This window comes from Paranoxybacillus vitaminiphilus, assembly GCF_003259935.1.
Lineage (GTDB): Bacteria > Bacillota > Bacilli > Bacillales > Anoxybacillaceae > Paranoxybacillus > Paranoxybacillus vitaminiphilus.
This window is the reverse complement of record NZ_QLMH01000003.1, coordinates 125,511-138,613: the sequence shown is the minus strand read 5'-3', so window position 1 is coordinate 138,613 and position 13,103 is coordinate 125,511. Positions and strand designations below refer to the sequence as shown.

At 40.3% G+C, this 13,103-nt stretch carries 12 protein-coding genes; 5 read left to right on the top strand and 7 right to left on the bottom strand.

Features of this window, described 5'->3' with window-relative positions; genetic code table 11:
* Window positions 1-28: 28 nt before the first annotated feature.
* Both B0I26_RS05570 and B0I26_RS05565 read left to right on the top strand, forming a co-directional pair.
* Complete coding sequence (locus B0I26_RS05570; protein WP_111644474.1) at window positions 29-673, top strand: acetoin utilization AcuB family protein; 645 nt, start codon at window positions 29-31, stop codon at window positions 671-673.
* Window positions 670-1,842: an acetoin utilization protein AcuC gene (locus tag B0I26_RS05565; RefSeq protein WP_111644473.1), complete on the top strand. Its 1,173-nt coding sequence runs from the start codon at window positions 670-672 to the stop codon at window positions 1,840-1,842. Before B0I26_RS05570 ends, B0I26_RS05565 begins: the two co-directional genes overlap by 4 nt.
* A 934-nt stretch (window positions 1,843-2,776) precedes the next feature.
* On the opposite strand, the gene ccpA is transcribed toward B0I26_RS05565, so the two are convergent.
* Window positions 2,777-3,772, bottom strand: coding sequence for a catabolite control protein A (ccpA, locus tag B0I26_RS05560; protein ID WP_111644472.1), 996 nt, complete (start codon window positions 3,770-3,772; stop codon window positions 2,777-2,779).
* A 254-nt stretch (window positions 3,773-4,026) separates the two neighbouring features.
* The gene (locus B0I26_RS05555) at window positions 4,027-5,109 is read right to left on the bottom strand and encodes a bifunctional 3-deoxy-7-phosphoheptulonate synthase/chorismate mutase (protein WP_111644471.1); all 1,083 of its coding nucleotides are present in this window, start codon (window positions 5,107-5,109) and stop codon (window positions 4,027-4,029) included.
* Between the two features lie 170 nt (window positions 5,110-5,279).
* On the opposite strand from B0I26_RS05555, the gene B0I26_RS05550 reads away from it, so the two are divergent.
* Window positions 5,280-7,448: a cell division protein FtsA gene (locus tag B0I26_RS05550; protein ID WP_245934716.1), complete on the top strand. Its 2,169-nt coding sequence runs from the start codon at window positions 5,280-5,282 to the stop codon at window positions 7,446-7,448.
* A gap of 135 nt (window positions 7,449-7,583) precedes the next feature.
* Here the strand turns inward: B0I26_RS05550 and ytxJ are convergent, their stop codons facing one another.
* Genes ytxJ through B0I26_RS05535 form a run of 3 tightly spaced genes read right to left on the bottom strand, consistent with a single transcriptional unit; the run spans window position 7,584 to window position 8,770 of the window.
* Complete coding sequence (gene ytxJ, locus B0I26_RS05545; protein ID WP_111644469.1) at window positions 7,584-7,916, bottom strand: bacillithiol system redox-active protein YtxJ; 333 nt, start codon at window positions 7,914-7,916, stop codon at window positions 7,584-7,586.
* 5 nt (window positions 7,917-7,921) lie between these two features.
* On the bottom strand, window positions 7,922-8,329 hold the full coding sequence (locus B0I26_RS05540; RefSeq protein ID WP_111644468.1) for a YtxH domain-containing protein: 408 nt from the start codon (window positions 8,327-8,329) through the stop codon (window positions 7,922-7,924).
* Window positions 8,330-8,341: 12 nt separating this feature from the next.
* Complete coding sequence (locus B0I26_RS05535) at window positions 8,342-8,770, bottom strand: DUF948 domain-containing protein (protein ID WP_111644467.1); 429 nt, start codon at window positions 8,768-8,770, stop codon at window positions 8,342-8,344.
* Between the two features lie 153 nt (window positions 8,771-8,923).
* Here B0I26_RS05535 and B0I26_RS05530 point away from each other — a divergent pair, with 153 nt between their 5' ends.
* The gene (locus tag B0I26_RS05530; protein WP_111644466.1) at window positions 8,924-10,039 is read left to right on the top strand and encodes an aminopeptidase; all 1,116 of its coding nucleotides are present in this window, start codon (window positions 8,924-8,926) and stop codon (window positions 10,037-10,039) included.
* A 273-nt stretch (window positions 10,040-10,312) separates the two neighbouring features.
* Here B0I26_RS05530 and B0I26_RS05525 read toward each other — a convergent pair whose 3' ends face one another.
* Window positions 10,313-11,086: an L-lactate permease gene (locus B0I26_RS05525; protein ID WP_111644465.1), complete on the bottom strand. Its 774-nt coding sequence runs from the start codon at window positions 11,084-11,086 to the stop codon at window positions 10,313-10,315.
* Between the two features lie 82 nt (window positions 11,087-11,168).
* Between B0I26_RS05525 and B0I26_RS05520 the strand changes: the two genes are divergently transcribed.
* Window positions 11,169-11,714, top strand: coding sequence for a helix-turn-helix domain-containing protein (locus B0I26_RS05520; RefSeq protein WP_111644464.1), 546 nt, complete (start codon window positions 11,169-11,171; stop codon window positions 11,712-11,714).
* A 70-nt stretch (window positions 11,715-11,784) separates the two neighbouring features.
* On the opposite strand, the gene murC is transcribed toward B0I26_RS05520, so the two are convergent.
* Entirely contained in the window at window positions 11,785-13,086 is a 1,302-nt protein-coding gene (murC, locus tag B0I26_RS05515; RefSeq protein ID WP_111644463.1) for a UDP-N-acetylmuramate--L-alanine ligase, read from the bottom strand.
* Window positions 13,087-13,103: the final 17 nt, after the last annotated feature.

Below are 13,103 nucleotides of genomic sequence, written 5' to 3'. Positions count from 1 at the left end.
TGTTCTAGACAGCAAAGGGGGAAAAAGAATGATTATTGAGCAAATTATGAAAACGGATGTAGCCACTCTTTCGCCAACCAATACAATTGCCGATGCAATAGAAATGATAAAACAGCATAAAATTAGACATATTCCTATTATCAATGAAAATGATCATGTTATTGGGATCGTCACCGACCGAGACATCCGCGATGCAAGCCCTTCTATTTTTCATGCCGATGAGCATTTAGAAGACTTACAAAAGCCTGTAAGTACGATTATGAAAACGAATGTCATTACAGGACATCCCCTCGACTTTGTTGAAGAAGTCGCCGCTCTTTTCTACGAGCATCGCATCAGTTGTTTGCCAATTGTTAAAGATGAAAAACTAGTAGGTATTGTTACAGAGACCGATTTATTATATACACTTGTACAGCTGACAGGCGCGCATCAGCCAGGCTCACAATTAGAAGTAAAAGTCCCTAACCGCACTGGCATGTTATGTGAAGTCGCATCGTTTTTCCGTAATCGAAATGTAAATATCTCCAGCGTTCTTGTTTACCCTGATAAAGACGAACAATATAAAATTCTTGTCTTCCGCATTCAAACGATGAACCCGATGGCAGTTATTCAAGATTTGCGAAGCGAAGGGTATACAGTATTATGGCCGAATTTACCGGGGGTCTCATCATGAAAAATGATTGCGTATTCATCTATTCAGACGATTTCCAAAAATATAAATTCCATGACCACCACCCTTTTAACCAGCTTCGCGTAAAACTCACCTATGATTTGCTTCGAACAATGAACGCTCTCGATGATTCGCAAATTGTTTCTCCAAGAACAGCAACTGATGATGAATTAACTTTAGTTCATGACCGCGATTATATTGAAGCCGTAAAAGCAGCCGGAGAGGGGCGGTTGCCGAAAGAAATTGCTTTAAATTACGGATTAGGCACGGAAGATACACCGATTTTTCCGAACATGCATGAAGCAAGCGCTCTTTTAGTCGGCAGCACGCTTACAGCCGTAGATTATGTATTATCCGGAAAAGCAAAGCACGCATTAAGCCTGGGAGGCGGACTGCATCACGGCTTCCGCGGCAAAGCTTCAGGTTTTTGCATTTATAACGACAGCTCCGTTGCGATCAAATATATACAAGAAAAATATAATCTTCGCGTCCTGTATGTTGATACAGATGCCCATCATGGTGACGGAGTGCAATGGACGTTTTACGATGATCCAAATGTATGTACATTTTCCATTCATGAAACGGGAAGGTATTTGTTCCCGGGGACAGGAAACGTCAATGAACGAGGCCAGGGAAAAGGATACGGTTTTTCATTTAATATTCCTGTCGATGCCTTTACGGAAGATGAATCATGGCTGGATGCTTACACGCAGGCATTTCGGGAAATTGCCGATTTTTTTAGACCGGATGTTATTTTAACGCAAAATGGAGCAGATTCCCATTATTATGACCCGCTGACGCATTTGTCTGCAACAATGAAAATTTACCGTGAAATTCCGAAGCTGGCCCATGAAATTGCACATCAATATTGCGAAGGGCGCTGGATTGCTGTCGGTGGCGGCGGCTACGATATTTGGCGGGTCGTACCGCGCGCTTGGGCGTTCATCTGGCTCGAAATGACAGAACAATCAAACATTTCAGGTAATCTCCCGCAGGAATGGATTGACAAATGGCAAAAATACTCTCCTGTGCCATTGCCAACCGAGTGGGACGATCCGGAAGACCTTTATCCACCGATTCCACGCAAGGCAGAGATTACAGAGAAAAATGCGCAAACGGTAGAAAAAGCGCTTTATCCGATTCGCAGCCGACGGCAAAAGATTAATCTTTAACATGTTCACCGATTCATCTCCCACCTCTAAACAACGTACAGGTGGGAGAGGTTCATATGTTTCGGATTATATAGTGAAAACATATTGATAAGATAAACTCACAGTTCCAAATAAGCATCCTTCCTTATGTATAAAAATAGCCCTTGCAGGGAAATTCTGTCAAAATGAAAGTACAATAACATTTTGAAAGGAGATTTCCCTGCAAGGGACTTTCATCGACATATTTTTGTGTTCTTCGTGCAGTCGAATAGCAAAATCAACTAACGACGTATCAATATATCGGAAACGAAAAGACGCAATTATCAATGCCTTGTCTACTTATTTTGCTGATAAAGTAACGGTTCTTGGTGATTCCACAGGTCTGCATTTAGTTGCATCGTTCCGAGATATAAAATTCACAGAGGAAATATGACAGCAAATACTTCAGCATCATGTTAAGGTGTACCCGGCAGAAATCCATGCAAATCGTAAAGGCTTTCATAACGATAAAATCATTTTAGGTTATGGAAATTTGTCAGAGGAAAAGATTGCGGAAGGAATACGAAGACTGAAAATTGCACTAGAGCACTAAGATTTTTCTTTTTTCAAATCCTTAAGCGGAGATGAAAACAAGAGGACCCTTTTCATCTACCAGTAATAGCAAAACGAAAAAAAAAAAAAAATACTAACAGAACAATTGAGATAGTAAATCGAATGAAAAAGTATATAAATAGTTATATTCCCTTTAAATAACGTAATCTTGCAACATTCGCTACAAATGTTTTGACACAACAAGGAGAGAAAAAATAACAGACCATGCTTAAGAAGAGGCTGTCTCAAAAGTTTCAGGGTCAGACCCCACAACGCATAGATTAGGACATAATGTCCGGTAAATGAACTATATATTGTGAAACACGCGTGAGGTCAGACCCTTATGAGACAGCCCCTCCACCGCTTATTTCGCAGACTCGCGGTATTCAATCCGATGCGGCAGTACAACGATATGATTTTCAACATGTTCTTTATTCATATACTTCGTTAATAGCCTCATCGCTACGGCACCAATATCGTACATCGGCTGAACAACGGTTGTTAAACGCGGCCGCACCATTGTCGCTAATCTCGTATTATCAAAGCCAACTACTTCAAACTGTTCCGGAATGTTTACACCATGATCTTGGGCGCTGTGGATGACGCCTAAAGCCATTTCGTCTGTTCCGACAAATACAGCAGTAGGCTGCTCGTCTAATTCGGCAATTTTTTCATATGCTTCGATACCGGAATCGTACGAGTAATCACCTTCAATGATTAAATGTTCATCATATGTTAACCCATGCTGCTCCAACGCTCGGCGATAGCCTGCTAATTTTTTATTGTTAATTGGGTCATCTGCCGGACCGGTTACATAAGCGATGCGTTTATGTCCTTTCTCAATGAGAAACGCAACTGCATCGTATGCCGCCTGCTCATAATCAATATTCACCGATGGAATAATGTTGTTTTCCTCAATCGTTGCTGCCAATACGATTGGGACCGGAGACTTTTTAAATTCTGTGACATGCTCCTCACTGATATATCCCCCCATAAATAAAATGCCATCCACTTGTTTGCCTAACATTGTATTTAATAAATGCAATTCTTTATCTTTATTTTGATCAGAGTTGCTTAAAATAATATTATATTTATACATTGTCGCAATATCTTCAATCCCGCGCGCTAATTCAGCAAAAAAGATATTTGAAATGTCCGGAATAATTACACCTACTGTCGTCGTCTTTTTGCTCGCTAATCCTCTTGCAACTGCGTTCGGACGATATCCTAACCGCTCAATAGCCTCAAGCACTTTTTTTCGCGTAGATGGTTTAACATTCGGATTTCCATTTACAACGCGCGATACAGTCGCCATCGACACGTTTGCTTCACGAGCTACGTCATAAATTGTAACGTTCATTTGTTCCACTCCTTTTGCTTTTGTTTACATCTATTCCTCTTCCCCAATAAGGCTCTTGTATCAGAATTCAGCAAATGCTGCCTATTTATGTAGAAATATCATACGATACATTATGGGACAATCGCAACGTCTTTACAAATATTTTGCAAATGTTTTCATCATTTTATTTTCCCGCAATTGAACTTTTCATGCAAAAAGAAAATCCCCTTCCACAGCGTTAAACAACGCTGATTGGAAGGGGAAGAAGGCATGATTTATGCCTTCACCATTTGTCGTTGGAACGATTTTAATTCTTCCATGAATTCATTAAATTGAGCGATATCCATTTGCTGAGCGGAGTCAGATAAAGCAACAGCAGGGTCTGGATGCACTTCTGCCATGACGCCGTCAGCACCGATTGCCAATGCTGCTTTTGCACAAGGAAGCAATAAATCGCGGCGCCCAGTTGAATGAGTAACGTCAACTAACACCGGCAAGTGCGTCTCTTTCTTTAAGATTGGCACAGCCGAAATATCAAGTGTATTTCGTGTTGCTCGTTCATACGTGCGAATACCGCGCTCACAAAGAATGATTTGACCATTTCCTTGCGACATAATATATTCTGCCGCATTAATAAACTCTTCAATCGTTGCCGCTAAGCCGCGCTTTAATAAAATCGGCTTATTCACTTGACCTGCCGCTTTTAACAATTCGAAGTTTTGCATATTGCGGGCACCAATCTGGATAACATCAATGTAATCTAATGCTGTTTCAAGATCGGCTGGAGTGACAATTTCGCTAATGACCGCTAAATCGTATTCGTCAGCGATTCGTTTTAAAATTTTTAGTCCCTCGACCCCAAGTCCTTGGAAATCGTATGGGGACGTTCTTGGTTTGTACGCACCGCCGCGCAATAGCTTTAATCCTTGTTTTTTGACGGCTTCAGCGACAGCGGCAACTTGTTCATAACTTTCTACTGCGCATGGCCCCATAATAAAGTATTGATTGCCGTCACCGATTTTTTCACCTTTCACATCAACGATTGTGTTTTCTGGTTTTTTCTTGCGTGAAACAAGCAATGCTTTACGATGGTCATCCTCTTGCAACTCCAGACCTGCTTTAAAAATTTCTTTAAAAATATGCTTTAATGTTGCTGTATCAAATGGGCCATCGTTATGTTCTAAAATCATATCAAGCATTTTTCGTTCGCGGACCGGATCATAGCGGTATGTTCCTTGTGTTTTTTTAATCTCTCCGATTTCTTGGACAAGCCGGCCTCGCTCGTTAATTAATTTTAAAAGTTGCAAGTTCAGCTCATCGACTCTTGCCCTTAACTCATCTAATCTTTCATTGCTCATCCTTCTCATCCTTTCTTAGTTTATAGAAACTGAAAAATATGGTACATTTCTAGTAATTAGACATTATTATAATGCAAATAGATAATGTTGTCACTAAAAAAACTTTAATAATTAAACGCTTTTAAGCGATAAAGTATCCTATGATATTTTTTAAAGAAGGTGAATGGTCCGTGAACAATGAAGCAGCCATTTTTGCATTAGATATAGGAACACGTTCTGTTGTTGGAGTTATTTTACAAGAAAAAGACGGCTCATATCAAATTTTAGACATGATCATGAAAGAGCACGACGAACGGGCGATGCTTGACGGGCAAATTCATGATGTGCTGGCAGTCGCTAAAGTCATTGGCGAAATTAAAGAGGAATTAGAAAAAAAACATGGTCCCTTAAAACGAGTTTCCGTCGCTGCAGCAGGACGCGCTTTAAAAACCGAACGGGCCAGTGCAACGTTACATATCGCCGGGAAGCCAATGATGACAAAAGAAGATGTCATCCATTTAGAATTAACGGCCGTACAATATGCACAAGCAAAATTAGCGGCACGTCAAGCGGAAGGAGAAAGCCACCATTATTATTGTGTAGGCTATTCTGTCATTGACTATAAAATTGATGGTGAAACAATCGGCAGCCTTATTGACCAGCAAGGAACAGAGGCAGCCGTTGAAGTGATCGCAACATTTTTACCAAAACTGGTTGTTGAATCGCTTCTTGCCGCCCTGCAGCGCGCTCAATTGGAAATGGAAGCGTTGACGCTGGAGCCGATTGCCGCGATTAATGTTCTCATCCCGCCAACGATGCGCCGCTTAAACGTTGCGCTTGTCGATATCGGTGCAGGAACTTCTGACATCGCTATCACCGACCTTGGCACCGTGACAGCTTATGGAATGGTGCCGATAGCCGGCGATGAGATTACCGAAGCCATCTCTGATCATTATTTGCTTGATTTTCCACTGGCAGAAAAAGCAAAACGGGAGCTGTCACTTAAGAAAACCGTCACAATTACTGATATTTTAGGCTTTGAAACAGAGGTGACTCGCGAAGAAATGATCGCTGCCATTTCCGGTGCGATTGACAAGCTGGCTCACGCGATCAGCCAAGAAATATTATTATTAAACAATGGGAAACCGCCAAAAGCGGTGATGCTTGTCGGTGGCGGCAGCTTAACACCTGAATTGCCAAAGCGGCTTGCCGAAAAGCTGAAACTTCCGGAAAACCGCGTTGCCATTCGCGGTATTGATGCGATCCAAAAACTTGAACTGACTCCGGAAATAGCCCGGCATGGTCCTGAGCTTGTAACGCCAATCGGCATTGCCATCGCTGCAAAACAAAATCCTGTACAATATATTAGTGTTTTTGTAAACGGACAAATCATTCGATTGTTCGATATGAAGCGGCTAACAGTAGGTGACTGTCTCCTCGCCGCTGGAATTCCTTTCAACAAATTATACGGAAAACCGGGATTGGCATCAGTTGTCACATTAAATGGACAAACTGTTACTCTGCCGGGAACATACGGGAAACCGCCCATTATCCTAAAAAATGGAGTCTCTTCTTCTTTGGATGAGGAAGTTAACGATGGTGATCAAATTGCTGTTAAAAAAGGTGAAGACGGTGAACCAGCGAGCGTTCAATTAAAAGATTTACTTGATGAAATCCCTAGCAAAAAAATTACGATTAACGACAAGCAATACGAAATAAAGGCAGCGATTTATCAAAACGGCCATCCTGTTTCTCCTGAAGCTCTTGTCCATGACCGCGATATCATTGTTATAAAAATGCCGGAAACGATTGAACAAGCGCTGAAAAAACTAAATCTTTCTCACTTATTAGATGAAACAAAGCCATTTATTGTGCAAATCAATCGTTTTGTCATTGAATTAAAATCTTTCTCAGGAAAACTTTATCGCAACGGCATCGAAGCGAAGCCGGACTCCCCTTTTGCAGATGGCGATCGCTTTGAAATTATCAATGGAACAAAACCAACGATTCAACAACTCGCAGAAGCAACAAATGTTCGTTTAACCTATTCTATCCCGATTATTTTTAACGGAGAGCACATCACTTTATCAAAAAACGTTGCAGAGTTTTACAAGGAAGGGCAATTGTTAAAAGAAGACGATTTCGTTGAAAACGGAGCAACATTGGAACTTATAGAGAAAAAAATTGAACCATTCATTTTCCAAGACATATTCAGCTATGTGCAAATTAACATTCCTCCAGCCGCTTCGGCAAATTTCACGCTATTAAAAAACGGAGAGCCTGCTGCGTTTTATGAGCCGCTTGCTCCAGGGGATGAATTGCAAATCGTTTGGCACGCAACAAATGCAGAAACAAAATGAGACTGTCTCATAAGGGTCAGACCCTTGTGAGACAGCCTCTTTTTCTTATGGCATCGGAAATAGAGATACACTAGCACTAAACATAAAAAGATTAACAAAAGAGACACCATTATTCCGATGCGGATGATTCTATTTTTATTGTTTCACTACTTCTTTTCTTAATGTATCATACGTAATGCTCCAATGCGATGTATGCCAAACGACAGAACCGTTTTCAAATAACAGCGCCTGCGGGGACTCGTGCTTGACGCCAAACGTTTCGGCAATATAATTGGAGAGAGGCCGCGCTTCCTGCACATACAGATAATATGTATCGACATTTGGATAGTCTTGAACAAATTTTTCATACTCTTCAAAGGCACCTTGGCTAATTGGGCACGTTAAGCTATGTTTAATCAATAAAAACGGCTGTCCCTGCTTGAGTACCTCTTGAAATTGTTCAATGCTGTCAAGTTTCTTCTTCGCCATCGTTTTCACTCCTTCCCGTTATGATTGTTGAGCTTATTTTCCGCATCGGCAAATGCCGCTTCTGCTTCTTTCAGCATTTTCTCTACATCAACATTATTTCCTCCGGCTGACTCCGTATGAAGCGGAATTGGAATGGATGAGACTCCTGAATCATGTTGTTCAGCTACGATTTTAACATGATCCTCGTCTTTCGTCACTGCGGATGATTTCGTTAACTGTTTTGTTTTATCTTTTGCCATTTCAAACAGTTCGATCGCTGTCATCTTTAACTTTTCCATGTTTTCGTTATTCATGTCTTGCCATAATTTTTTTCCTTTTTCACTTGAAAGAAATATTGCCGTTGCTGCTCCGACAACCCCGCCAACAATCGCTCCTAATAAAAATGCTCCGTTTCCGCTTTTATTTTCTGACATAAAAAAACCTCCTTAACTTTTCTGTTTACGTTGTTTTCTTTCTTTCCATTTTTCCCATATTTCCAGAAAAGCATTTCCCCATTGCATCACTTGAACAACTTTTTCTTGATGATGTTCCATTTTTTCCGTCACTTTACCGGAAAGATGGTGAAGCGATTGATTAAACGACTCAACAGTCGAACTTACATGTTCTACTGCCTGGACAATGGAATTTAAACTTTCCAGCTTTTTTTGAATATCATCAGCTACTGCATTTGTCGTCCGCAACAGCTGCGCCGTTTCCGTCGTAATATCCTGTACTTGTTTTTCCAGGCTGTTGATGGTTTTGGTTAAGCTTTGAATCGTCTCTTGAAATGCTTTTAATGTTTTCGCGATGTATATGACTAAAATAAAAAATGAAATAGCGATTACCGCAACGCTTAAATATAAAATAATTTGCATCCATTCTCCTCCTCAGCTGCAACTCAGTTTCACTATAACATAATTCGAGCTCAAAACGACAAATTCCTGCAAGAGATGATATTCAACAAATGATTAGAAATCGGTTACAATATAATTTGTGCATAAAATTATGATCATTTGGAGGCATAACAAATGAAAGATCCGCGCATTGAGCAACTTGCGAAAAATTTGATTCATTATTCGATTCGCCTGCAAAAAGGGGAAAAAGTGTTAATTGAGAACTTCGGCTTGCAGCGTGAGCTTGTCATCGCTCTTGTGAGAGAAGCTTATGCAGCCGGCGGCTATCCGTTCGTATTGTTAAAAGACTATCAAGTGGACCGCGCGCTGCTTCTTGGCGCTCAAGAAGAGCAGTTTGCAATGATGGCTGAATTTGAAGCAAACGTGATGCAAAATATGGACGCTTATATCGGTTTGCGTGCAGGCGACAATATTAACGAATTTGCCGATGTACCAGATGATAAAATGAAAATTCACGGCAAAACAATCGGTCAAAAAGTTCACCGTGAAATTCGCGTACCAAAAACAAAATGGGTCGTGCTCCGTTATCCAAATCCATCAATGGCACAGCTTGCAAAAATGAGCACCGAAGCGTTTGAAGATTTCTATTTTAAGGTATGTAATCTCGACTATGGCAAAATGGATAAAGCAATGGATGCCCTTGTCGAGCTTATGAATAAGACCGATAAAGTGCGGATTACCGGTCCGGGCACAGATTTAACCTTCTCCATTAAAGGCATTCCGGCGATTAAATGCTCCGGACAAATGAACATTCCGGACGGTGAAGTGTATACAGCGCCTGTCCGCGATTCCGTAAACGGTACGATTACATTTAATACTCCTTCACCATATCAAGGCTTTACATTCGAAAATATCAAGCTTACATTCAAAGATGGAAAAATTGTCGAAGCGACAGCGAACGATACAGAGCGCATTAACAAAATTTTCGATACAGATGAGGGAGCGCGCTACATCGGAGAATTCGCGATCGGTGTTAATCCTTACATTCAGCATCCTATGCAAGATATTTTATTCGACGAAAAAATTGACGGCAGCTTCCATTTCACGCCTGGCCAATGTTACGATGAAGCCTACAATGGCAACCATTCGAACATTCATTGGGACATGGTCATGATTCAACGCCCTGAATACGGCGGCGGTGAAATTTACTTTGACGACGTGCTCATCCGTAAAGACGGCCGCTTCGTCATTCCAGAGCTAGAGCCATTAAATCCGGAAAACTTAAAATAAACAACAATCGAGGCAGGAATTTTCCTGCCTTATGTCTTGTTGCTTGTCAACAAAATCGATAAGCGGAAATAAACATCTATATTCTATCGACTTAAGTTCTGTTATTTTTATTTCTTCACTTTTTCTAAGCCCATATAAATGTGCGTAAACAAAACACTGTATTCGCTGTTTTCGTTGCATACAATGGCAAACATACAATGTGTTTGTAGTTGTCACCTTAGAATAGTCATATGTTACCTTTAGGAAAGAAAATGAATAAAAAATTAGCTGAACTTATCCCCACATCCAACCAATAAGCACGAAGATTAATAATACAAGTGCACCTAAAACAACTAAAGATATTCTTTTCAACAAATTGCTTTCTTCTGATTCAAGTTGACATATCGATGCACCCAGCATTACTCTAGAGGGACAAGCCATAGTTGCGTGAGATGAACTTGTATTTTGTGCATAAGCTATCAAATCCGTAGGTAATCCTACTTGCTGAGCAGCTTTGACTTGCAGCTTTATAAACATAGCGTTGGAACCTGTATTACTTCCTGTAAGAAATCCTCCTATTCCTCCTATGAACGGTGATATAACTACAAAAAAGCTGCCAAAAGACATAGCCGCTACATTAGCAAGCACAGCTGTCATCCCTGCTTTCTCCATCACTTCAGAAGTAGAGACGAAAGCGACTGTCGAAGCAACAAATGGAATCCATTGTTTTAAAGTGTTTTTAAACGAATCCCATATGATTCGTTTTTCAATTTTAAAAATCACCATTGTATACAGACAAGTTACAAATAACCAAAAACCTGGTGAATTCAAAGTAGAAAAAGTAAAAGAAAAAGAATGTATCTCAATGACCATATGCGATTCTAAAAAGTTTTTTATCGGCAATATAAGATGGGAAACAAAGATAAAAATCGTTAAAATAAGATAAGGACTTATAATTTTCAATGCAGTTATAGCAGATTTTTTCTCCTGTGAAACAGATACCGCTGAAAAACCGTGATTTGTCCGTTTCTTTTTATAAGGAGCAAACTTTATGATGATTAAACCCATTCCAGTAGTAATTAAGGATCCGATAATAAAATAATTTCAAGAAAAAAATTCACTATAGTAAATATAAGAAAGGGAAATTTTTATGGATTTCGGAAAAAACGTTAGAAAAGAACGAAAGCAAAAAAACTTAACTTTAGAGGAATTAGCAGAACGTTCCAAAGTCAGTAAATCTATGTTGTCCATGATTGAACGCGGGGAAAAAACGCCAACGATTACTATTGCTTCTCAAATTGCTGAAGCACTAGATACAACGATCTCTCACCTATTGGGGGAACAAAAGAAAAGCGAGATCATCGTTACTCGCTCTAATCAACGATTAATATATAAAGATGAAACGTCAGGATTTGAGAGACATCTCTTATCTCCTTCTTTCCCGGCCAAAGGAGTAGAATTCATTTTAAACATCATCCCTCCCTACAAAGAAACAGGCTCTTTTCCTCCCCATAAACAAGGGGTAGAAGAATACATCTATGTAGCAAAAGGGAAATTACAAGTCGAATTGGGGAACCTGCCAGATTGTTATATATTAGAAGAAGGAGATTCTATATATTTTCAAGCAGATTTAACACATCGGTTTATAAACCTTTCAGACGAAGAGTGTCATTATTTCTTAATTATTCATTCATAACGCGCTAATTTGTAACCGCTTCTAATTATCGTAAATAAAAATGAGGCAGGAACCTTCCTGCCTCATTTGGTTATAAATGAACCGTCTGTTCGTACGCTTCTTGAAACTTTTGAATGTCGCCTGCTCCCATAAAGACAAGCACCGCATCTTGATGCTGCTTTAATACGGATGTATCGTCTTCTTGAATTAAGCGCGCATTAGGAATTTTGGCCTGTAAATCTTGAATGGAAAGTTTGCCGTGATGTTCGCGCGCCGAGCCAAAAATGTCGCATAAATACACTTGATCCGCTTGCTGCAGGCTTGCGGCAAATTCATTTAAAAACGCTTGCGTTCTCGTATACGTATGCGGCTGGAAAATGGCCACGATTGGACGATCCGGGTATTTTTGTCTCGCTGCATGAATCGTTGCCAAAATTTCTCTCGGATGGTGCGCATAATCGTCGATTAAAATTTGATCGCCAAGTTGTTTTTCACTAAAACGTCGTTTAACCCCTTGAAACGTTTTAAGACGTTCTTGGATCACCGCAACATCGATCTCTTCGTAATGGCATAATGCAATCACTGCCAACGCATTTAATACATTATGGTCGCCATGCCGCGGGATTTCAAAAGACGCAAAAAAAGTATTGCGCACAAATACATCAAACGACGTTCCTTCCGTTGTCTTCACAACATTGCGCGCTTGGAAATCATTATCGTCTCCAAATCCGTAAAAAAGAACCGGAACTTTCGCTTGGATTTTTTGCAGATGCTCATCATCGCCGCATGCAATAATCCCTTTTTTCACTTGCAAAGCCATCTCTTGAAAAGCAGAGAATACATCATCGATATTGGCAAAATAATCAGGGTGATCAAAGTCAATGTTCGTCATAATTGCATAATCAGGAAAATAGGCTAAAAAATGGCGGCGATATTCACAAGCTTCAAACACAAAGTATTTGCTGTTTTCAACACCTTTTCCTGTCCCATCACCGATTAAGTAAGACGTTGGCTGAGCTCCTTGCATGACATGGGCTAGCAATCCAGTTGTCGATGTTTTTCCATGAGCTCCTGTCACCGCAATGCTCGTGAAGTTTTGCAAAAATTCTCCTAAAAAACGATGATATCGAATAACCGGAACGCCTAATTCGTATGCTGCCTGAATCTCCTCATGCGTATCTGGAAAAGCGTTCCCGGCAATCACTGTATAGCCTGGTTTAATATTTTCCCTGCTGAATGGAAAAATTGGAATTCCCCGTTCTTCTAACGCCTGTTGTGTAAAAAAGCGCTTCTTGACATCTGAACCTTGTACTTCATATTTCATATCGTGAAGGACTTGAGCTAAAGCGCTCATTCCCGTCCCTTTAATGCCGACGAAATGGTAAACAGTCATATCAAAGACCTCCAACA